This is a genomic window from Lentzea sp. NPDC004782 (genome assembly GCF_040609115.1).
In the GTDB taxonomy this organism is placed as follows: domain Bacteria; phylum Actinomycetota; class Actinomycetes; order Mycobacteriales; family Pseudonocardiaceae; genus Lentzea.
In genome coordinates this window covers 1-21068 of sequence record NZ_JBEXJN010000097.1, presented here as the reverse complement: position 1 = coordinate 21068, position 21068 = coordinate 1, and the positions used below count along the sequence as shown (strand labels likewise).

At 68.2% G+C, this 21068-nt stretch carries 21 protein-coding genes, 3 tRNA genes and 1 pseudogene; 8 read left to right on the top strand and 17 right to left on the bottom strand.

Annotated elements, in window-relative coordinates; translation table 11 throughout:
- Positions 1–240 precede the first annotated feature (240 nt).
- Positions 241–711 carry a nitroreductase family deazaflavin-dependent oxidoreductase gene (locus tag ABZV40_RS43810; protein WP_355455767.1) on the bottom strand — a complete coding sequence of 157 codons (471 nt, stop codon included), beginning with the start codon at positions 709–711 and terminating at the stop codon, positions 241–243.
- Here ABZV40_RS43810 and ABZV40_RS43805 point away from each other — a divergent pair.
- The 4 genes from ABZV40_RS43805 (at position 710) to ABZV40_RS43790 (ending at position 5575) form a co-directional block, all read left to right on the top strand.
- Positions 710–1684: a lycopene cyclase family protein gene (locus ABZV40_RS43805; protein ID WP_355455765.1), complete on the top strand. Its 975-nt coding sequence runs from the start codon at positions 710–712 to the stop codon at positions 1682–1684. The genes ABZV40_RS43810 and ABZV40_RS43805 overlap by 2 nt on opposite strands.
- A 108-nt stretch (positions 1685–1792) precedes the next feature.
- Positions 1793–3469, top strand: a complete 1677-nt coding sequence (locus ABZV40_RS43800) for a GGDEF domain-containing protein (RefSeq protein WP_355455763.1) — start codon at positions 1793–1795, stop codon at positions 3467–3469.
- 130 nt (positions 3470–3599) lie between these two features.
- Complete coding sequence (locus tag ABZV40_RS43795) at positions 3600–4688, top strand: glutamate--cysteine ligase (protein ID WP_355455761.1); 1089 nt, start codon at positions 3600–3602, stop codon at positions 4686–4688.
- Between the two features lie 86 nt (positions 4689–4774).
- Positions 4775–5575, top strand: coding sequence for an SAM-dependent methyltransferase (locus tag ABZV40_RS43790; RefSeq protein WP_355455759.1), 801 nt, complete (start codon positions 4775–4777; stop codon positions 5573–5575).
- Here ABZV40_RS43790 and ABZV40_RS43785 read toward each other — a convergent pair.
- From ABZV40_RS43785 to ABZV40_RS43775, 3 genes are read right to left on the bottom strand one after another with little or no spacing between them, the layout of a single operon-like run.
- The gene (locus ABZV40_RS43785; protein ID WP_355455757.1) at positions 5572–6402 is read right to left on the bottom strand and encodes a UbiA family prenyltransferase; all 831 of its coding nucleotides are present in this window, start codon (positions 6400–6402) and stop codon (positions 5572–5574) included. The two genes, ABZV40_RS43790 and ABZV40_RS43785, sit on opposite strands and share 4 nt — an antisense overlap.
- On the bottom strand, positions 6390–7490 hold the full coding sequence (locus tag ABZV40_RS43780) for a cytochrome P450 (protein ID WP_355455755.1): 1101 nt from the start codon (positions 7488–7490) through the stop codon (positions 6390–6392). The genes ABZV40_RS43785 and ABZV40_RS43780 overlap by 13 nt, the downstream gene beginning before the upstream one ends.
- On the bottom strand, positions 7487–8710 hold the full coding sequence (locus ABZV40_RS43775; RefSeq protein WP_355455753.1) for a prenyltransferase/squalene oxidase repeat-containing protein: 1224 nt from the start codon (positions 8708–8710) through the stop codon (positions 7487–7489). Before ABZV40_RS43775 ends, ABZV40_RS43780 begins: the two co-directional genes overlap by 4 nt.
- Positions 8711–8912: 202 nt before the next feature.
- Here ABZV40_RS43775 and ABZV40_RS43770 point away from each other — a divergent pair, with 202 nt between their 5' ends.
- Positions 8913–9323 (top strand): CBS domain-containing protein, encoded by a 411-nt coding sequence (locus tag ABZV40_RS43770; RefSeq protein ID WP_355455751.1) that lies wholly within the window; start codon positions 8913–8915, stop codon positions 9321–9323.
- A gap of 3 nt (positions 9324–9326) precedes the next feature.
- On the opposite strand, the gene ABZV40_RS43765 is transcribed toward ABZV40_RS43770, so the two are convergent.
- Positions 9327–9911 (bottom strand): TetR/AcrR family transcriptional regulator, encoded by a 585-nt coding sequence (locus tag ABZV40_RS43765; RefSeq protein WP_355455749.1) that lies wholly within the window; start codon positions 9909–9911, stop codon positions 9327–9329.
- 104 nt (positions 9912–10015) lie between these two features.
- Between ABZV40_RS43765 and ABZV40_RS43760 the strand changes: the two genes are divergently transcribed.
- Positions 10016–11065 carry an aldo/keto reductase gene (locus ABZV40_RS43760; protein ID WP_355455747.1) on the top strand — a complete coding sequence of 350 codons (1050 nt, stop codon included), beginning with the start codon at positions 10016–10018 and terminating at the stop codon, positions 11063–11065.
- A 150-nt stretch (positions 11066–11215) separates the two neighbouring features.
- On the opposite strand, the pseudogene ABZV40_RS43755 reads toward ABZV40_RS43760, so the two are convergent.
- The 12 genes and pseudogenes from ABZV40_RS43755 to ABZV40_RS43700 all read right to left on the bottom strand — a co-directional run.
- A pseudogene (locus ABZV40_RS43755) lies at positions 11216–11269 on the bottom strand (hypothetical protein); the annotation flags it as partial.
- An 88-nt stretch (positions 11270–11357) separates the two neighbouring features.
- Positions 11358–11434 (bottom strand) — tRNA-Ile (locus ABZV40_RS43750).
- A gap of 92 nt (positions 11435–11526) precedes the next feature.
- Positions 11527–11599: transfer RNA gene (locus ABZV40_RS43745), tRNA-Leu, on the bottom strand.
- 1 nt (position 11600) lies between these two features.
- Positions 11601–11674, bottom strand: a tRNA-Leu gene (locus ABZV40_RS43740).
- A gap of 399 nt (positions 11675–12073) precedes the next feature.
- Positions 12074–12466: a metal-sulfur cluster assembly factor gene (locus tag ABZV40_RS43735; RefSeq protein ID WP_355455745.1), complete on the bottom strand. Its 393-nt coding sequence runs from the start codon at positions 12464–12466 to the stop codon at positions 12074–12076.
- On the bottom strand, positions 12463–12903 hold the full coding sequence (gene sufU, locus ABZV40_RS43730) for a Fe-S cluster assembly sulfur transfer protein SufU (RefSeq protein ID WP_030470337.1): 441 nt from the start codon (positions 12901–12903) through the stop codon (positions 12463–12465). The genes ABZV40_RS43735 and sufU overlap by 4 nt, the downstream gene beginning before the upstream one ends.
- 1 nt (position 12904) lies before the next feature.
- Entirely contained in the window at positions 12905–14182 is a 1278-nt protein-coding gene (locus ABZV40_RS43725) for a cysteine desulfurase (RefSeq protein WP_355455742.1), read from the bottom strand.
- Between the two features lie 43 nt (positions 14183–14225).
- Positions 14226–14999, bottom strand: coding sequence for a Fe-S cluster assembly ATPase SufC (gene sufC, locus ABZV40_RS43720; RefSeq protein ID WP_355455740.1), 774 nt, complete (start codon positions 14997–14999; stop codon positions 14226–14228).
- Positions 15000–15026: 27 nt separating this feature from the next.
- Positions 15027–15341 carry a non-heme iron oxygenase ferredoxin subunit gene (locus tag ABZV40_RS43715; RefSeq protein WP_355455738.1) on the bottom strand — a complete coding sequence of 105 codons (315 nt, stop codon included), beginning with the start codon at positions 15339–15341 and terminating at the stop codon, positions 15027–15029.
- Positions 15338–16492: a Fe-S cluster assembly protein SufD gene (gene sufD / locus ABZV40_RS43710; RefSeq protein WP_355455736.1), complete on the bottom strand. Its 1155-nt coding sequence runs from the start codon at positions 16490–16492 to the stop codon at positions 15338–15340. Before sufD ends, ABZV40_RS43715 begins: the two co-directional genes overlap by 4 nt.
- Position 16493: 1 nt before the next feature.
- Positions 16494–17948, bottom strand: coding sequence for a Fe-S cluster assembly protein SufB (sufB, locus tag ABZV40_RS43705; RefSeq protein ID WP_189259062.1), 1455 nt, complete (start codon positions 17946–17948; stop codon positions 16494–16496).
- Complete coding sequence (locus ABZV40_RS43700; protein WP_355455734.1) at positions 17945–18616, bottom strand: metalloregulator ArsR/SmtB family transcription factor; 672 nt, start codon at positions 18614–18616, stop codon at positions 17945–17947. The genes sufB and ABZV40_RS43700 overlap by 4 nt, the downstream gene beginning before the upstream one ends.
- A gap of 124 nt (positions 18617–18740) precedes the next feature.
- On the opposite strand from ABZV40_RS43700, the gene mptB reads away from it, so the two are divergent.
- A complete protein-coding gene (mptB, locus tag ABZV40_RS43695; RefSeq protein WP_355455732.1) occupies positions 18741–20276 on the top strand; it encodes a polyprenol phosphomannose-dependent alpha 1,6 mannosyltransferase MptB in 1536 nt (511 codons plus the stop codon).
- Between the two features lie 153 nt (positions 20277–20429).
- On the top strand, positions 20430–21068 hold a 639-nt coding region (locus ABZV40_RS43690; RefSeq protein ID WP_355455730.1), incomplete at its 3' end, for a DUF222 domain-containing protein.

Genomic DNA, 21068 nt, shown 5'->3' with positions numbered 1-21068 from the left:
TGTTGAGTTCTCAAAGAACACGCGCTCACCGGTTCCATTCTCCGTTTCCGGAGAGTTTCTCTCGGGGCTTGTGCTGCTAAAGCTTATTTGGTGTTTCTCGCCGGTGTCAAATCCGCCCCTGAGAGGCTCTTTGTTCTTCCGGCTTGTGCCAGGCCCGTTCCGGCTTGTTTCCCGGCCCGTGTCGCTCTGACTTGGAGAAGATTACACGGGGGTGTTTCGATCTCCAAATCGGGGGGTCACCTAGGCCACGGAACCGCCACTGACCTGCACGTTCTCGACCCGGAACACCGGATGCCGCGATGCCTCCGCCTCGAACGCCGAGACCGGGTCGCCGACGCGTGCGTCGAAGAACGGCCTGGTCACCGGCTCCTTCCGCACATAAGCGGCCAGCACCGGCGCCGCGACGGCCGCGGAAACCTCCGTCAAACGAACCTGACGTGACCTGCGTCCCCTTCGCACGACCGCCGTGCCGGCCGCTCGTGCGTTGCGCACCCAGTCACGAACCCCGTACGGCGCGACGAACCACTCCTGCCCGTCGTGGCGCATCAAACGGATGGGGATCGTGCGCTGCAACCCACTGCGGCGCCCACGGATCGTCAGCAGCACGTAGTGGGAGGGTGCGATACCCAGCGACACGGCACGGCCGATCACGACGTTGCCGACGCGGCGGATGAGGGTCGATCGGTAGGTCTTGGCCACAACGTCAATCATGGACCTCGTGTTCGACGTGCTCGTGATCGGCGGCGGCCCGGCCGGCCGCGCCCTCGCCCGCGCCTGCGCGCAGGAAGGCCTTGACACCGCGATCGTCGACCGCCACCCCCATCGCCTCTACACAGCGACATATGGCGCGTGGGCCGACGAGCTCCCACCACACACACGAACGAAGGCGGTCAGCACGACAGTTCGCGCCTACGCGCGCGAGGAGCACCTGATCCCACGCACCTACGTGGTCCTCGACAACGCACATCTGCACGAGCTGCCCGAAGCGGTGACCGTGCTCCAACGCCCCGCACCGGCGCGCTACACGTTCAACGCCACAGGCGCGCGCAAGGGCCGTGCGGAGCAGACGGCGGTGGGCACGGTCATCGAGTCGGATGACACCGATACAACGCTGATGGATTGGCGCAACGGCGACACGTTCCTCTACCGGGTCCCGCTCGGCGACGGCGAAGTCCTCGTCGAGGAGACCTGCCTGGCCCGTCGCCCCGGCATGCCGCTCAGCGAGCTCAGAAGCAGGTTGCGCACACGGCGCGAACCCGGCCGCAGAGAGGAACGCGTCCGGTTTCCCTTGGACGCACCGCGCGACAAGGGTCTGGCGTTCGGCGCGTCAGCGGGCTTCATCCACCCCGCGACCGGCTACAGCGTCGCCACCTCCCTGCAGCTCGCACCGAAAGTCGCGCAGGCCGTCAAGGCGGGTGAGAACCCGCACCACGTCATCTGGCCGAGAAGGGCTCGGGTGGTCCACGGACTCCGGCGACTGGGCCTGGAAGCACTGCTGCGAATGGACGCCGACGAAACCAGGGACTTCTTCGAGCTGTTCTTCCAACTGCCCGCTGACCTGCAGAAAGCCTATCTCTCGGGCCGGGAGGACGTCTGCGGGACAACAGCGGCGATGTCCGCTCTGTTCGCCTCGGCGCCGCGTCATCTCAAATGGAAGCTGATCTTCGGCAAACCCCCTGCGTGAGTCCGGTGCTACGGAGCGCTGACCGACCGTGGCGCACCGGCGCCAAAGTGGTGAATTCCCGGTTAACCACTCTGGCGCAAAGTCATTCGCACCTGCACGATTTGAGACGTGCCCGCATTGCTGGATGACGTCAGGTTCGCCTTCCAGCCGCTGTTCAACCTCAACACCGGCGGCGTTGTCGCGGTAGAGGCGCTGGCCCGCCCCCACGACGGAACTGTGCAGGACCTTCTGCAAGCTGCGTTCCAGGCTCGGCTGCTCAGCAACGCCGACGTCGGTCTCGCCTGCCGCGCGGTCCGCGCGGCGGCCGACTTCGACCTGCTGCTGCCGCTGCACGTGAACCTGCTCGCGCTCACCGTGGCCGACAAACCGGAGATGATGTCGCCGCTCTACGGCGCCCTCCGCGAGGTCGGCAGGACGCCGTCGAGCGTCGTGATCGAGGTCGGCGAGCCGTACTCGCGGGCCAACCGCGCCAGGCTCGCCAGAGGTCTCAAGACGCTGCGGGACAACGGTTTCCGCATCGCGCTCGACTGCGTGGGCGAGGGCGACGTGCCGCTCGGCCTGCTGACCAGCGCCGCGCCGGACTTCATCAAGCTCGACCGCGAGATCGTCCGCACGTTGCCGGACGACGCCGCGCGTGGCGCGCTGGTGCGGTCGTTGGTGCACCTCGGCGAGTACACGGGCAGTCAGGTCGTGGCCGAAGGCGTGGAGACCGAGGCCGAGCTGACGTACCTGCGCAAGCTGGGTGTCGGGCACGCGCAGGGCAACATGCTCGCGCCACCGCAGCGAAGACCCGCCGTGAACGCCCGCATCGCGCCGGAAGCGGTCACGGAGACCGGCGAGATCCGCCGCAGCAACACCGGTCCCAGGGTCACGGACTTCCTGCACCCCGCCACCACGCTGCCCGAGCACGCCACCAGCGAGGAGGTCCGCGAGGTCCTCGCCTCGCAGCCGTCGGTCACCGGCGTCGTGCTCGTCGACGACGAAGGCCGCCCGAAGTGGTCGGTGGACCGCAACCGGTTCCTGCTCGCGGTCACCGGGCCGTACGGGCACGCCCTGCACGCCAAGCGCGAGGCGGCACGGCTCGCGGACAAGCCGCACATCATCGGCACCGAGTCGTCGGCGCTCGACCTGCTCGACGTGGTCGCCCATGCGAACCGTGAGCGCACCAACGACGACCTCATCGTCGTGGACCACAACGAGCGGTGCATGGGTGTTGTGCGTGTTGCTGATGTCGTGCGCGGCGTCGCGGAGCTCAAGGTGGAGCAGGCGGCCGCGCTCAGCCCGCTCACCCGCCTGCCCGGCAGCGACGCGATCGCGAAGGAGGTCGACCGGCGCATCGAGGCCGGCGAGATCTTCGCGGTCTGCTGGCTGGACGTGGACAGCTTCAAGCTGGTCAACGACACGGTCGGGTTCGCGGCCGGTGACGACCTGATCCGCGAGATCGGGCACGACCTGGCGGAGCTCGCGCACGCGTTCCCCGGTGTGCAGGTGGGGCACGTCGGCGGTGACGACTTCCTGATCCTCGCCGGGCTCGACGAAACGGTGCCGCTGAGTGCCCGTTTGCTCGACAAGCCGTACACGGCGGAGGGACGACACATCACCCTCTCTCTTGCGACCCTTATCTGTGCTGCGGGGTCAGTGGGGTCGTATCGCGAGGTGTCGCGGTTGCTGGCGCCAGTCAAGGAGCACGCGAAGTCGCTCGCCGGGTCGAGCTGGGTCATGGGAAGGCCGGGCAGCGAACGACACGACGTGCTGCGTGGTGCCGCGCAACGTGCGGTGAGTTGAGAAGTACAACCGAACGCCTCCTGTGCGACGACCTGATCACTCATAGCATCGAGGTCGTTACTCAGCGCACAGGAGGTTCGGCGTGCAGGTCGGCAGCAGAACTCAATCGGTACCCGCACAACGCACGAGCATGGACGGCCTCCTCACCGTTGGGGTGGAAGAAGAATTCGTCCTCGTCGAAGCCTCCACGGGGCATCTGGCCAACCGCGCCACCGAGGTGCTCGCCGGCGCGGACCGCTACCAGGTCGACCTGCAGCAGGAAATCGCGCAGTACCAGGTGGAATCGGCCAGCGGCATCTGCACGGACATGGGCGAGCTGCGCGACGAGCTGGCCGTCGCGCGCCGGGCGTTGATCGAACGGGCGGCGCGGCACGACGCGCGGCTCGCCGCGACCGGAACTCCCGTGCTGGGACTGACGATGCCGACGCCGTTGACGAACTCCCCGCGCTACCACCGGATGGCGCAGGAGATGGGCGCGCTCACCAACGACCTCGCGATCTGCGGCTGTCACGTGCACGTGGGGCTGCCCGACGACGAGTCGAAGATCTTCGTGAGCAACCACCTGCGGCCGTGGCTGCCGACCCTGCTGGCGCTCGGGGCGAACTCGCCCTACTGGCTCGACGCCGACACGGGCTACGCGAGCTGGCGTTACGTGGTCTGGAACCGTTGGCCCACTTCGGGTGCGCCACCGCACTTCGACTCCGCGGCCGAGTACTACGCGGCCCGGGAGGAGATCGTCGCGAGCGGCGCGGCGATGGACGCGGGGATGCTCTACTGGGACGTCCGGCTGTCCGCCCGCCACCCCACGCTGGAACTCCGCGTGTCGGACGTCGCGCCCACGGTCGAGGAAGCCGTCCTGCTGGCCGCTCTGGTGCGCGGAATCGCCGCCACCGCACTGGGTTCCGGTGCCGCGCCCACCCCGATCCCACCGCACCTGCTGAAGGTCGCGATGTGGCGTGCCGCGCGTGACGGCCTGGAGGGCTTCGGGATCGACCCGGCGACCGGTGCGCCGACGCCGGCGTCCACGATCGCCGCGTCGTTGCTGCGGTGGATCCGGCCGGCGCTGGAGTTCTCCGGCGACTACGAGATGGTGAGCGACGGCATCGACCGGTTGCTGCTCGACGGCACGGGCGCGGCACGGCAGCGGAGGGCGTTCGCGCGGCGCGGCAGGCTGGACGACGTCGTGGGATTCCTCGTCGCACAAACCACTCCGGCCTGAAGACCCTTCGGGTGGTGTTCACTCGATCGTGTACATCTCGCGTCTGCTTGGTGTGCGTCCAAGCCCGGATCCGGTAGTTAGTCCCCGTGGCCACCCCCATCTGGGCACCGGGAGTGAACGGTCCGGAGAAACCCAACACCGCGCGCGTCAGGGACTACTGGCTCGGCGGCACCCACAACACGGAAGCCGACCAGGAACTGGCGGCCCACCTCGTGTCCGCGGCACCGCACCTGCCGTACCTGTGCCGCACGCACCGCTCGTTCCTGGGCCGGATCGTCAGCAGGCTGACCGCGCTGGGGATCCGGCAGTTCCTCGACCTGGGCTCCGGCCTGCCGACCGCCGACAACGTGCACCTCGTCGCCCCGGACGCCCGCGTGGTGTACGTGGAGATCGACCCGGCGGTGGCGAGCGAGGGCCGCGCGATCGTCGCGGGCGACCCGCGGGTCTCGTACCTGTGCGCGGACCTCTGCGAGCCGGAGAAGGTGCTGGAGTCGGCGGAGGTCCGCTCGACGCTGGACCTGTCCGAGCCGGTCGCCGTGCTGGTGCTGGACGTGCTGCACTTCGTGCCCGACTCCGCCGAGCCGCACAAGGTGCTGGCCCAGTACATGGACGCGTTGGCGCCCGGCAGCTTCCTGGGGCTCTCGCACACCTGCCGCGACCCGTTCATGCTGGCGGCGGTGGGGCTTTTCGGCGCCATGTACGAGGATCAGCCGTTGCCGACGTTCACGTTCCGGTACCCGGAGCAGGTCGTGCAGTTCTTCGACGGCATGGAGATCCTGGCACCGGGCGTGGCGCCGATCCCGTTGTGGGAACCGGATCCCGACGAGGTCCAGGACCGCAACCCGGAGCACTTCCAGGGCTGCGGCGGCCTCGCGCGCAAGCCCTAGGCGAGCAACGGGATCGCGGCCAGCACGACCGTCGACGCCACCGCCATCGACATGCCGTAACGCAGCTGCTGCCGAGCGGTCGGCAGGTCGCGCGCGAGCAGGAACGCCGAGCAGGCCGCCACGCCCACCGCGGCCCACACCACCCCGAACCTGAACCACAGTCCGCCACCGACCAGCAGCAGCCCACCGACGGTCAGCTGCGTGGTCGCGTTGACCGCATGCGTTGTGCCGTAGACGACAGCGGGTGTCTTCGAGCCGACGCGCGCATCCCCCGCGCGGTCGGGAACGGCCCACCACAACGCCCTGCCGGTCGCGAGCGCCGCGACACCGGAGAACACCAGCCACACCGCCGGGTCGGCCTGTCCCCCGGCTGCCGCATAAGCGGTCACGCTCGGCAACAACCCCGCCGCGATCGCCAGCACGACCGGACCGGCATAGCCACGGCGTTTCAGCCTGATCGGTTCGAGGTTGTAGGCCAGGTACAGCACGAGAATCAGCCCGACGCCGACCGCCACGCGCCACGACACGGCGATCGCCAGCGCCTCGGCGAAGATCATCTCGAAGATCGCCAGCGCGAGGACCCTGTCCGCGCCGATCTCCTGCACCGCCCGCGCCAGATGGCGTTTCTCCGCGGTGTGGATGTCGTTGCGGACGTCGGCGTAGGCGTTGAGCGGGTTGCCGGAGATGATCGCGACGAAGTTGGCGAGCACCGCGATCACCACGGCGAGGTCGAATCTCGTTGCGTAGCAGGCACCCCAGGCCGCGCAGCACGCGTAGTGCATGCCGAAGGGGTGTTCCACTCGGTGCAGGTGGGTCAGCGCCGGCAAGTGGCCACCATCGCGAGGCTCGGCGGCGGCGCCATCGCGGCGCCCCGCAACTGGGGTGTGCAGGTCGTGGCGTTGAGCCGGATGCGCCGGTGCCGCAGCAGGGCGGTGACGATCAACCTGATCTCCAGCAACGCCAGGTCTTTCCCCGGACAGTGGCGCACTCCCCCGCCGAACGGGAAGAACGCGCCCGGCGGCGGCTGTTCGCGGGCCGGGTCGAACGTGTGCGGATGCGGGTAGGTCGCGGCACGGCGGTGCGCGAGGTAGATGCTCGGCGTGAGCACCATGCCGTCGCCGCTCATGCGGTTGCCGGCCAGCGTCGCCGGCGGGGACAGCCGCAGCGACTCCGTGATCGTGGCATCGAGCAGGTCGGGGTCGTCGAGGACCTCGTCCGCGAGGCCAGGGGTGCGGTCGATCCAGTACACCGTCCACGCGGTCGCGCTCGCGGTCGTCTCGTGGCCGGCGAAGAGCAACGAGACGACCTGGTCGCGCAGGTCCTCCGGTGGCAGGAAGGCCGCCAGGGCAGGCGGTTCTGCGGTGGTGGCGCGGTGCAGCAGCATCCGGTCGAGGTGCGGGTCGAACCTCGTGGTGCCGGGGGTGAGGTAGCGGTGCGCGAGGGTGCGGACGCGGCTGCCGAGACGGCGGTCCAGCCAGCGGGTGAACGCGCCGAGCAGCTCCTCGTCGTCGACGCCGAAGACGATGCGCCCGATGATCCTCAGGGTGAGCTTGCGCGTCCACTGGGCGAGCCCGACCGGGTCGCCGCTCGGCAGCTCGGCGATCGAACGTTCGACCATCTCGTCGATGAGCGCGCGGTAGCGGTGGCCGCGCAACATCGGTGCGAGCGTGCGGCGGTACGCGGTGTGCTCGTCGCCGTCGAGCCAGAGCACGGAACGGTTGCCCAGCAACGGGCTCAGCGTCCGGCTCGGCGGGTGGCGCAGGTCGCGGTCGTGGCGGAACAGCGCGGCCATCACGTCAGGGTGCCAGACGAGCCAGCGCCGGTCGGACAGCTTCACCAGGCCGTCCTCGAAGTCCTCCACCGAGTCCAGGAACGGGAGCAGGTGCAGCGCGAACCTCAGTTCGGTGCGGTTCATCGGCACACCGCGCAGGCGAGGTGGAGCGCCGCCATCCCTTCCGCCTGCACGATCCTCGTCGGCGTGTAGAGGTCCTTGTCGTGCCAGAGCGGCGGATGCGGCTGGTCACCCCACTCGTGCAGGAACCGCGCGCCGCGGGTCATGGCTTCGCTGACGTCTCGGGTCGAATGGGACAGAATCCTGATGGCGTAGGCGGTTTCCTCGTAGGTGCCCGTCCATCTGCCCCACGAGCCGTCGCTTCGTTGCGTCCCCAACACCCAGTCGACCGCCTTTTCGTTGCCCCGCAGGGCGTTCGTCACGCACGCCGTCGCGTAGTAGGGCGAGGCGTGCCACTTGTCGCGCCAGAAGCCTTCCGGTTGCTGCATGTCGCGCAGCCACTCCTCCAGTTGCCGGTCTTCGCCGAGTGCCTGCAGCGCGTGGGCGTTCGTGCTGGTGGACGGGGTGCGCTCGTTCGGGAAGCAGGCGAAGTGGCGGGCTTCCCGATAGCGGCTGAGCACCTCGGTGGGCCTCGGGCTGTCGCACAACGCGAGCGCGTGCAGTGCGGTGGCCGTGTCGTCGGCATCGGCGGGAAGTCCCGGACCACCGGGCGCGCCTTCTTCGGTGAACGCGGCTTTGATCTCTTCCGGCATCGGGTCGGGGACGTCGAGGCCCGCGGACCGCAACGCGACGACGATCCAGGAACGTTCGAACAGCGGGACCGGAACGCCGGCGGGGACGGGACCGCCGTGTCTGCTTTGGACGGTCTCCAGGTAGTCGAGGCTTTCTCCCTTTCGCGGCCCCTGCAGCCAGACGGCGGTGGCGGCGGGGCTGGCGGCGACGATGCCGTTGACGGTGGTGACCTCAGGACGGGGACCGAAGATCTCCAGGGTGTGCCAGAGCTTGTCCGGGAGCGGCCGCTGTCTCAGCGCGTGCAGCGGGCGCGGGTCGAGCGGGGTGCGCAGCCCGAGTCTCTCGGCGAGCGCGGGCACGATGAGCTCGACGGCGACCGTGTCCGGCAACTTCAGCGGACGGCTCAGCAGCTTCCGGAGCGCCTCCAGACCTCTGCGCGCCGCCGGGTGCCCTCCGAGCGCGTCGACCGCGCTGAGCGTCGGGACCAGCGCGTACTCACCCGGTCCTCCCCAGGTGCCGTCGGGGTGCTGGGTGTCGAGGAGGAAGCGAATGCGGGCGTCGTGCCCGGTGAGCCACGGTGCCAGCGCGACAAGCCTGCCGGTCTCGTACACGGAGGGTGTAACACCGCTCCAAGGATCGTCGGTCAGTTGCGCTAACAGGCTCATCACGGCCCCCGTAGATAGCAACTGCGTAACCTCAGGGCCACAGAGAGTAGCACTCACAACCGTTCGGCCCGCAAGGGTTTAGGCCGTTCAGCGGACCACCCTGCAGAGTGGTTTAGCCGAGCGGATGCTGTGGGACGGGAGGTGTGTTGTGACAACAGCGCGCGAAATCATGCACCCCGGAGTGCAGTGCGTGGACGAGGACGCGAGCCTCGTCGAGGCCGCTCGGATGATGCGCGACCTCAACGTCGGCTCCCTGCCGATCTGCGGCAGGGACGACCGGTTGCACGGGATCATCACCGACCGCGACATCGTGGTCAGGGCAGTTGCCGCGGGCATGGACCTGGCCGCGACCAGGGCCGGCGAGTTCGGCGGCCACGTGCACTGGGTCGACGCGTCGGACTCCCTGGCCCACGTGTTGGAGACCATGGGAGACAACCAGATCCGAAGGCTGCCGGTGATCGAGAACCACCGGTTGGTCGGCATGGTGTCGGAGGCGGATCTGGCCCGGCACCTGCCGGAGGACCAGTTGGCGGCGTTCGTCGAACGGGTCTACGCCTGAGCCTCAGCTCGGCTGAGGCGATTCCTTCAGACCGGAGAAGACAACGGCGATCAGACGACGCCCCTGGGCCACACCGCCGGCGTTGTTCGGGACGCGCCACAAGAAGCTCATGAGCATGATGATGTCCGCAGGATCGTGGCCGGGAGCGATGGTGCCCTCGGCCACACAGGCGTCGACGAGCTTCGCCACCGCTGCCGTGGCCGGCGCCCAGGACGCGCTGATCAACTCCTGCGCCGCGGCGCTGTGCAACGCGTCGCCCAAGCCGTGCTTGACGCGGATGTAGGCCGACAGCGTTTCGAACCACTCGACGAACGCGGCCTTGGCAGAGCGGTGGCGCACCAGCACCTCGTCGGCGGCGACGGTCAGACGTTCGATGTCGTGCTGATAGGCCGCCAGGATCAGGTCCTCACGGGTCGGGAAGTGGCGGTACAGCGTTCCCGCGCCGACGCCCGCGCGCTTGGCGACCTCGCTCAGCGGCACGAGCGGATTGTCCGCGAACAGCTCGTGAGCAGCCTCGATGATCGCGACACGGTTGCGCGCAGCGGCCTTGCGCTGCGTGCCGTAGGTGCTCGACGTCTCGTCGGTCATGGATCAATGATGCCCTCCGATTGACTCCCGGAGGATCCTCCGCTAGTTTGGCGAGCACTTGCGGAGGATCCTCCGCAAGTTCCGCCTCTCGGAAGGCACCCTCCATGCGTTATGTGAAGCTCGGAACCACGGGCCTCGAGGTCTCACCCGTCGCGATCGGCGCGATGACCTACGGCGAGCCGGGCAACGGCCACCCCGTCTGGTCGCTCGGCGAGGACGACGCCCGGCCGCTGATCAAGCACGCCCTGAACGCGGGCATCAACTTCTTCGACACCGCGAACATGTACTCGAACGGCACCAGCGAAGAGATCCTCGGCCGCGCGCTGCACGACTTGGCGAACCGCGACGACGTGGTGATCGCGACCAAGCTGCGTCACCCCATGCGTCCAGGACCGAACGGGAAAGGTCTGTCCCGCAAGGCGATCATGACCGAGGTCGACCACTCGCTACGCCGGCTCGGCACCGACTACATCGACCTGTACCAGGTGCACCGCAACGACCACACGACGCCGTTGGAGGAGACCCTCGAAGCGCTGCACGACCTGGTCAAGGCCGGCAAGGTGCGCTACCTCGGCGCGTCGTCGATGTTCGCCTGGGAGTTCGCGAAGGCGCTGCACCTGCAGAAGCTGCACGGCTGGAGCCGTTTCGTGTCCATGCAGAACCACTACAACCTGCTCGCGCGTGAGGAAGAACGCGAGATGATCCCGCTTTGCCTGGACGAAGGCGTCGGCACCATCGTCTGGAGCCCGCTCGCCCGCGGTCGGCTTGCCCGCGGGTGGGACGACGCGAAGTCCACCGCCCGTTCCGAGACCGACGGTTCCTACGCAGACCTGCTCTACTCGCCGGAACAGGAAGCCTCGAACCGCGCCATCGTCGACGCCGTCGGCAAGATCGCGTCAGCACACGGCGTGAGCCGCGCGTCCATCGCCCTGGCCTGGCTGCACCGGCAGCCGGTCGTCACCGCCCCGCTGGTCGGGGCCGGATCAACCGAGCAGATCGACGACGCGATCGCGTCACTCGAAGTGGAGCTCAGCGACGACGACGTGCGCGCCCTCACCGCCCCTTACACGCCGCGTCACGACTGGCAGGGTGTCTCCGACGAGGAGACCATGGACGCGATCCGCGCCCGTGTCCCGGGGATGGCGCTGAAGTGAGTTGTGCAACCGGGTCAGCCACCTGGGCCTGACCGGGCAGAGCCAGGTCGCGGCAACTCCCCGCCAGGAGCCGTCATGGATGCCCGGCTGTCGTCGCAGGCCGAGCTCTTCCTCGATCTCGCGGCGGCAGGCCTCGCTCGGGGTCTCGCCGTGTTCCACGATCCCGCCGGGGATCTCCCAGCTGGGCTTGCAGGTCGGCTCCACCAGCAGGACCCGTCCCCCGTCGTCGAAGAACAGGGCACCGGCCGCTGAGATCGCTCTGCTGCGCTGATCCACAGCTTCCTTTGTACGTTGGTCGTCCCGCCAGGACTTGAACCTGGGACCTGCCGCGTATCAGACGGACGCTCTCTCCTGCTGAGCTACGGGACGGAAGTGGAAGACGAGGGTGTCGAACCCTCCAGGGCGATCTTGCAAGGATCACCTGCGCGCCGGCGCGCCCCCTTCGACGTTCAGTTGTCGAGTGCCCTCACCAGGATTCGAACCTGGACTGGACGCGTTCTGAGCGCGTTGCCTCTTCCGTTGGGCTACGAGGGCGTGCGGATCCGGGGAGTCGAACCCCGACTGTCATGGCCCTCAACCATGTGCCTCTACCAGTTGGGCTAGATCCGCTTCCTGCTTTCCGTGTTCAGTTGTGCAGCACCGACGGAAGGAGTCGAACCCTCGGGAAACGGGTTTGGAATCCGTTCCGCTTCCGAAGCTCGTCGGCATTCTCGGGTAGGGCAAAAGAAAAGCCGCCCGGGATTCCCCCTGGCGGCTCCGAGGTCGTGACCTGCTACGAGGTCATGGCCTGGAACCCCACGCCAGCGCCAGCAGGCAACCGGCGAGGAAGGCGCGAATTCGCCATCCCGCGAGCTGGACCTTGGCAAGCATGTCGTCCTCCGTGTTGATCTCTGTCCGTCTTGCTGCGATCAAGTTAGGCGACCTGGGCGAGCGGTCGCAACGCATTTATTGAACCAAAGAAAAACGGCGCGCACCCGATGGATGCGCGCCGTTCCAAAGCTTGAGAACTCAGACGGTGAAGCCCAACGCGCGCAGCTGCTCGCGGCCGTCGTCGGTGATCTTCTCCGGGCCCCACGGCGGCATCCACACCCAGTTGATGCGGAAGTCGCTCACGAGGCCGCCGCCCGCGCCGCCGGTCAGGGCCGCTCGGGTCTGGTCCTCGATGACGTCGGTCAGCGGGCAGGCCGCGGACGTCAGCGTCATGTCGATGGTGGCGACGTTCTCCTCGTCGATGCGGATGTCGTAGACGAGGCCCAGGTCGACGACGTTGATGCCGAGCTCGGGGTCGACGACGTCGCGCATCGCCTCTTCCACGTCGTCCAGCGCGGCGACGTCGGCCTTGGGTTCGAAGACCGGCATGCCTTCGGCTCCCCGGACGACCTCTTCAGAACCGGTGCTCATGCTGCTCCCTGGCTTCGTGCTACTGCGTCCTTGAACGCCATCCAGCCCAGCAGCGCGCACTTCACGCGTGCCGGGTACTTCGCGACGCCGGCGAAGGCGATGCCGTCCTCCAGGACGTCCTCGTCGGGCTCCACCTGGCCGCGGCCCTGCATCAGCTCGACGAACGCGTCCATCTTCTTGAACGCCTCGCCCACCGGCTTACCCACGACGAGGTCGGTCAACACCGACGTCGAGGCCTGGCTGATCGAGCAGCCCTGACCGTCGTAGGAGACGTCCTGCACCACGTCGTCGACGACGTGCACGCGCAGCGTCACCTCGTCGCCGCAGGTCGGGTTGACCTGGAACGACTCCGCGTCGTACGGGTCGCGCAGGCCTCGGCCGTGCGGGTTCTTGTAGTGGTCCAGGATGATCTCCTGGTACATCTGCTGGAGCTGCATCTCAGGCCACCCCGAAGAACTTCTGCGCCTCGCGGACACCGTCCACCAGGGCGTCGACCTCGTCGAGCGTGTTGTACAGGTAGAACGACGCGCGGACGCTGGACTGGGCGTTCAGGCAGCGGTGCAGCGGCCACGCGCAGTGGTGGCCGACGCGGACCGCGATGCCCAGGCTGTCGAGCACCTGGCCGGCGTCGTGCGGGTGGACGCCCTCGATCTCGAACGGCACGGCGCCGCCGCGGTCGACCGCATCGGCGGGGCCGAGCAGCCGAACACCCTTGATGCCGGACAGACCTTCCAGCGCGGCAACGGTCAGCGCGTGCTCGTGCGCGTGGATGCGTTCCATGCCGACGACGCTCAGGTAGTCCACCGCGGCACCCAGGCCGACGGCCTGGGACGTCATCGGCGAACCCGCCTCGAACCGCTGCGGCGGCGGCGCGAACGTCGAACCCTCCATCTTCACCAGCTCGATCATCGAGCCGCCGGTGATGAAGGGAGGCAACGCTTCCAGCAGCTCACGACGTCCGTAGAGGACACCGATGCCGGACGGGCCGAGCATCTTGTGGCCGGAGAACGACGCGAAGTCCACACCCAGCCGGTGGAAGTCCACCGGGCCGTGCGGAACCGACTGGCACGCGTCCAGCACGGTCAGCGCGCCGACCTTCCGGGCAGCCGCGACGAGCACGTCGACCGGGTTGATCACGCCGGTCACGTTCGACTGGTGCGTGAACGCGACGACCTTGGTGCGCGGCGTGATCACACTGTCCACATCGGACAGGTCGAGGCGACCGTCCGGGGTCAGCTCGAACCACTTCAGCGTGGCACCCGTGCGCTGCGCGAGCTGCTGCCACGGCACGAGGTTCGCGTGGTGCTCCATCTCGGTCACGACGATCTCGTCGCCGGGACCGATCCGGAACCGCTCCGCCTCGGGACCCGAGGTGGCGGCGTTGCCCATCGCGTACGCCACGAGGTTGAAGCCCTCGGTGGCGTTCTTGGTGAACACCAGCTCGCCGAACGAGGCACCGACGAAGTCCGCGATGCGCTGACGCGCACCCTCGTAGGCGTCGGTGGCTTCCTCGGCGAGCTGGTGGGCGCCCCTGTGCACAGCCGCGTTGTGCTGCTCCAGGAACGCCCGTTCCGCGTCCAGAACCTGCGTCGGGCGTTGCGAGGTGGCGCCGGAGTCCAGGTAGACCAGGCGCTTCCCGTCACGAACGGTGCGAGACAGGATCGGGAAGTCCGCTCGGAGAGCGGTCACGTCCAGTGGTGCTGCGGTGGTGGTCACAGCGGGCGCCTCCTCGAAACCCCCAGAATCAAACACTGCAACGTCAGGACAGGGCTGCGGCTTCCGACTTCCCGGTGTACTTCACGTAACCCTCGTTCTCGAGCACGTCGGCGAGCTCCGGACCGCCGGACTCGACGATGCGGCCGTTCGCGAACACGTGCACGAAGTCGGGCGAGATGTACTTGAGGATCCGGGTGTAGTGCGTGATCAGCATGACGCCGACCTCGCCGTTGGCCTTGTAGCGGTTGACGCCCTCGGACACGACGCGCAGCGCGTCGACGTCCAGACCCGAGTCGGTCTCGTCGAGGATCGCGATCTTCGGCTGGAGCAGGCCCAGCTGCAGGATCTCGTGGCGCTTCTTCTCACCGCCGGAGAAGCCCTCGTTCACCGAACGCTCGGCGAACGCCGGGTCGATGTCGAGGTCGGCCATCGCGCCCTTGACCTCCTTCACCCAGTGGCGGAGGTTCGGGGCCTCACCGCGCACGGCGGTGGCGGCGGTGCGCAGGAAGTTCGACATCGAGACGCCGGGCACCTCGACCGGGTACTGCATGGCGAGGAACAGGCCCGCGCGGGCGCGCTCGTCGACGGACATCTCCAGCACGTCCTCGCCGTCGAGCGTGACCGAGCCCGAGGTGACCTCGTACTTGGGGTGACCGGCGATCGCGTACGACAGCGTGGACTTGCCGGAGCCGTTGGGGCCCATGATGGCGTGGGTCTCGCCCGCCTTGATCGTCAGGTCGACGCCCTTGAGGATCTCCTTGGGGGCGTCCTCGCTGACGACCGAGACGTGCAGGTCCTTGATCTCAAGCGTGGCCATGACTACCTAAATCTCCTGGTGCTGAAGTCAGTTCGTGGTGACGGTGACATCGACGAAGACGTCTCCGTCACGGATGTCGACGGCGTAGACGTCGACCGGTTCGGTGGCGGGCAGCGAGGAGGGCTTGCCGGTCTCCAGGTCGAAGCACGACCCGTGCAACCAGCACTCGATCCCCTTGCGGGAGACCTCGCCCTCGCTCAACGACACCGCCGCGTGGGAGCATTCGTCTGCGAGCGCGTGCACCCGCTCGCCGTTGCGCACCAACACGATCGAGGTGTCCTCGACCTCGGTGGCGAACGGCTTGCGGTCGTCCAGTTCGGACAGTGCGCACACGCGGATCACGCCCCGACCGCCTCGAGCTCTGCCTCGATGGCGGCTTCGAGGCGCTCGCGCACCTCGGGAACGGCGATCTTCGCGATCAGCTCCTGGAAGAAGCCGCGCACGACGAGACGCCGTGCCTGCTCCTCCGGGATGCCGCGCGCCTGCAGGTAGAACAGCTGCTCGTCGTCGAACCGGCCGGTGGCGCTGGCGTGGCCCGCGCCCTCGATCTCGCCGGTCTCGATCTCCAGGTTCGGCACCGAGTCGGCGCGCGCGCCGTCGGTGAGCACCAGGTTGCGGTTGAGCTCGAACGTCTCGGTGCCCTCGGCGGCCACGCGGATCAGCACGTCGCCGATCCACACGGTGTGCGCGCCCTCGCCCTGCAGCGCGCCCTTGTAGACGACGTTGCTGCGGCAGTTCGGCTGCGAGTGGTCGATGAACGGCCGGTGCTCCTGGTGCTGACCCGCGTCCGCGAAGTACAGGCCCAGCAGCTCGGCGTCACCGCCCTTGCCCGCGTACTGCACGACCGGCGTGATGCGCACGGCGTCGCCGCCCAGCGTCACGACCGTGTGCTTGATCGACGCGTCGCGGCCGAGCTTCACGTGGTGCTGCGAGACGTGCACGGCGTCGTCGGCCCAGTCGTGGATCGCGATCACCTGGAGGTGCGCGCCGTCCGCGACGAGGAACTCGGCGTTCTCCGCGTACGCGCCGGAACCGCGGTAGTCCAGGACCACCGTGCCCTCGGCGAACTGCGCGGCCTTGACCAGCAGGTGACCGTAGGCGACCTGCCCGGCGCCCGCGCCGGTCACCGTGACGGTGGTCGGCTCGGACTTCGCGTCACCCGGCAGCGTCACGACGGTGGCGTTCTCGAACGACGAGTACGCCTGCGCCGCGATGCGGTCACCGGGCACACCGGCCTTGCCGAGGCGCTCGTCGTCACGACCGACCGTCTCGACGGTGACACCGGCGGCGGCGTTCACCTCAACGGCAACCGAACCCGTTGCCGCAGCGCCGGAGTGCAGACCGGCCAGACGCTTGAGAGGCGTGAAGCGCCAGATCTCCTCACGGCCACCCGGCACCTCGAACGCGTTCACGTCGTAGGACGTGAAGTGCTCCGCGCGCGAGGCAACCGGAACCAGACCGTGGGAGTGAGGTTGAGTCGACAGGGCGGCCATGTCAGCCGACGGCCCCTTCCATCTGCAGTTCGATCAGGCGGTTCAGTTCGAGGGCGTACTCCATGGGCAGCTCGCGCGCGATGGGCTCGACGAACCCGCGCACGATCATGGCCATGGCCTCGTCCTCGTTGAGGCCGCGCGACATCAGGTAGAACAGCTGGTCCTCGGAGACCTTCGAGACCGTGGCCTCGTGGCCCATCGCGACGTCGTCCTCGCGCACGTCGACGTACGGGTAGGTGTCCGAGCGACTGATGGTGTCTACCAGCAGCGCGTCGCACTTCACCGTCGACTTCGAGTGGTGCGCCCGCTTGTTGACCTGGACCAGGCCGCGGTAGGAGGTGCGGCCACCGCCGCGCGCCACCGACTTCGACACGATCGTCGAGGAGGTGTGCGGCGCCAGGTGGACCATCTTCGCGCCGGCGTCCTGGTGCTGGCCCTCGCCCGCGAACGCGATCGAGAGGACCTCGCCCTTGGCGTGCTCGCCCATCAGGAAGACGGCCGGGTACTTCATGGTCACCTTGGAACCGATGTTGCCGTCGATCCACTCCATGGTCGCGCCCTCTTCGGCCTTGGCGCGCTTGGTGACCAGGTTGTAGACGTTGTTCGACCAGTTCTGGATCGTCGTGTAGCGGCAGCGGCCGCCCTTCTTCACGATGATCTCGACGACGGCCGAGTGCAGCGAGTCGGACGAGTAGATCGGCGCGGTGCAGCCCTCGACGTAGTGCACGTAGGCACCCTCGTCGACGATGATCAGCGTGCGCTCGAACTGGCCCATGTTCTCGGTGTTGATCCGGAAGTAGGCCTGCAGCGGGATCTCGACGTGCACGCCCTTCGGCACGTAGATGAACGAGCCACCGGACCACACCGCGGAGTTCAGCGCGGAGAACTTGTTGTCACCGGCCGGGATCACCGAGCCGAAGTACTCCTTGAACAGCTCCGGGTGCTCCCGCAGACCCGAGTCCGTGTCGAGGAAGATGACGCCCTGTTCCTCGAGGTCCTCGCGGATCTTGTGGTAGACGACCTCGGACTCGTACTGGGCGGCGACACCGGCGACGAGGCGCTGCTTCTCGGCCTCCGGGATGCCCAGCCTGTCGTAGGTGTTCTTGATGTCCTCGGGCAGGTCCTCCCAGCTGGTGGCCTGCTTCTCCGTGGACCGCACGAAGTACTTGATCGAGTCGAAGTCGATCCCAGAGAGGTCGGCGCCCCAGTTCGGCATCGGCTTGAGGTCGAAGAGCTTGAGCGCCTTCAACCGGTACTCGAGCATCCACTCGGGCTCGTCCTTCTTCGCCGAGATGTCGCGGACGACGTCCTCGTTGAGGCCTCGGCGGGCGCTCGCGCCGGCAGTGTCCGAGTCGGCCCAGCCGAACTCGTAGTTGCCGAGAGACGCGATGGTCTCTTCCTGCGTGAGCGGAGACTGCACCGTGGTGGGCGTGCGCTGCTCGGCAGCGGCAGTCATGCGGGCTCCCCTCCATCATCTGGGATCCGTTGAACGTTCGGGATGTGCGTCGTGCAGACGGCATGGCCGCTTGCGATCGTCGCGAGGCGCTGCACGTGAGAACCGAGGAGATTCGCGAACGTCTCCGTCTCGGTCTCGCACAGCTGGGGGAACTCAGCCGCCACGTGGGCTACCGGGCAGTGGTGCTGGCACAACTGCTCGCCCACGCCGACGTGACGTGCCGACGCAGCGTAGCCCTCCCTGGTCAACGCGGCCGCAAGGGCCTTGGCCCGGTCAGCGGGTGTGGCCTGGGCCACGATCGCCGTCCGGTGCCGGTCCACGAGCGCGTCGACACGGCTCTGCGCGAACGCCTTGACCGCCTCCTCGCCGCCTGTCTGGGCGAGGAACCTGATCGCGGCGACCGCGAGGTCGTCGTAGGCGTGGCCGAACCGGGCGCGTCCGGCGTCAGTGAGCAGGAAGAGCTTCGCGGGACGGCCACGACCCCGTTGGGTCTGGCGCGGAGCGTCCCTCGTGGTCGCCTCGCCGTCCGCGAGCAGTGCGTCGATGTGACGGCGCACGGCCGTGGGGCTGATGCCCAGTTCCTCGGCAACGGCTGCCGCGGTGACCGGACCCTGCTCCAACAGGAGCCTGGCGACAGCGCGCCGAGTCTTGCCGTCGTGCTGTTGCACGGCGTCAAGGTGGGTCTCGGCGTTTTTCACAACACCAGTGTTGCGTATTTAGCCGGAGGTCGCAAAGATCGCGGTCACAGGGTGACCTGACTCACGGCTGAACGTGGCTGGATACGCTGCCCGCATGCCCACTTCCGGCGGAGCCGTGACTCCGGAGAGCGACCTCTTGAACGGTCGAGAGCGTCGCCAGCTGGACATCGTCCGTCGTTGGGGCACCATCGGCGCGCTGCTGCTGACCGTCGGATCGCTCGGCGGTGGCGCCGCACCCATCTACTCACCGCTGTACGGCGTGCCCGTTCTCGGACTTTTCTCGCGGATGCCTTCAGTCGCGATGGGGGTCGTCTGGACCGGCATCTTCATGATCGTGTCCGCGTGGCTGGCGCTCGGCCGGTTCGTGCGTCCTGGACGCGCGCGCCTGGTGTCACGCAGCCAGATGGACCGCACGCTGCTGATGTGGACCGTGCCGCTGGTCTTCTGCGTGCCGATGTTCTCGCGCGACGTGTATTCGTACTTGGCGCAGAGCGAGATCGCGGCACGCGGGTTGGATCCGTACGTCCTCGGCCCGGCCAACGCGCTGGGGGTCGACCACGTGCTGACGCGCGGTGTGCCGAACATCTGGCGTGAGACGCCCGCGCCGTACGGGCCGTTGTTCCTCGCGTTCGGCCGGCTGACCGCGATGGTGACCGGCGACCACGTGGTGTCCGGCGTGTTCGTGCACCGGCTGCTGGTGCTGTGCGGCCTCGCGATGATCGTGTGGGCGCTGCCGCGCCTGGCCGCCCGCTTCGGCGTGCCACCGGTCGGCGCGCTGTGGCTGGGCGCGCTGAACCCGTTGGTGCTGTTCCACATCGTCATCGGCGTGCACAACGACGGCCTGGCCCTCGGCCTGATGCTGGTCGGCCTGGAGCTCGCGATGCGCGGGCTGGAACCGTTGAAGTGGTCGTGGATCACCCTCGGCGCGGCGTTCATCGTGTGCGGCGCGATGGTGAAGATCCCCGCGATGGCCGCGCTCGGGTTCCTCGGCGTCCTGGTGGCCCGCAAGCTCGGCGGTCAGCTCAAGCACCTGGCACTGGCGGCCGGGGTGATGGCCGTGATCGCCGGAGTCGGCGTGGTCGCGATCTGCCTCGGCACGGGCTTCGGCTTCGGGTGGATCTCCACGCTGAACGTCGCCTCGACGGTGAAGTCGTGGATGTCGCCGCCGACCGCGCTCGGGTTCCTGGGTGCCGGCACCGGCATCATGCTGGGCCTGGGCAACCACACCGAGTCGATGATCGCGCTGACGCGGCTGCTCGGGCAGGGCATCTCCGCGGTGATCACCGTGGTGCTGCTGTGGCGCAGCTTCAAGGGGCGGATCAAGGCGATGAACGGCCTCGGGGCGGCGCTCGGCGCGATCCTGGTGCTCGGGCCGGTGCTGCAGCCCTGGTACGTGCTGTGGGCGGCGCTGCCGTTGGCCACCGCTGTCGTGGGACCCAAGTTCCGGACGTTCGCCATGGTCACGTCGGCGGTCATCGCGGTGATCCTGCCGCCCACCGGGTCCGCCTTCGACGGGCGGGCCTACACGGTGCCGCAGGCCGTGGCCGGGGCGGTGATCACGTTCGCGGTGTGCGTGCTGATCGCCCGGAAGCGGGTCGGGCCGTTCCTGAAGTCCGATCCCGCTGCCTGAGCGGGGTCGCGTTCAGGGTCGATGACGGGGTTGGTTGCGCGGGCACCGCCGGTTTCCGGAATTACCGCTTACTGAGTCAGCGTCGGACAGTTCACTCTTTGGTGTAAGGATTTAGGCGTTATCGTCTCGTGATCTTGCGGTAGATTAGAACACGTGAGCGAACCCGACCTTCCTCTTCTCTCTACCAGCGAGCTGCTTCGCAGTCTCGCCGATGAGGTGACGGAAATTCGGGCTCGTGAGCACGCGGTTCTGCGCAAAATTGCCGAACTGGATCGGCGTGGCGCGGCGAGCGAACTCGGTTACAAGGATTTGGCTCAGGTGTTGCAGCACGTGGTCCGCTGGAGCCGGAATACCGCCAAGCAGTGGGTGGCCAATGCCGGGCCGCTGGGGCCGGGGATCACGCCGACCGGTAGCGAGATCGCGCCCGCTCTTCCGGTGACCGCGTCGACGGCGGCCGAGGGCGCGCTGTCGATGGAGCATGTCGCGGTGGTGGCCGAGGTGATGAAGGATCTGCCCGCCGAGTACGAGCAGACCGTGGTCGACCTCGCGCGCGAACATGACCCGGTGGCGTTGCGGGCGATGGGCCGCAAGCTGGTCTACGCGCTCCTTCAGAACGACCCCGAACCACGCGATTCCGAACCAGCGCGGCAGGTCAACCAGCACGTGATGCGCTGGAAGGACGATTGCCTGGAGATCAGGGCGAAGCTGGACAAGGTCACCGGCGCCAAGTACGAGGCCCTGCTCGACCCGCTGGCCAAGCCCCGCCCCACCACGGCCGAGGAAGGCCCCGAC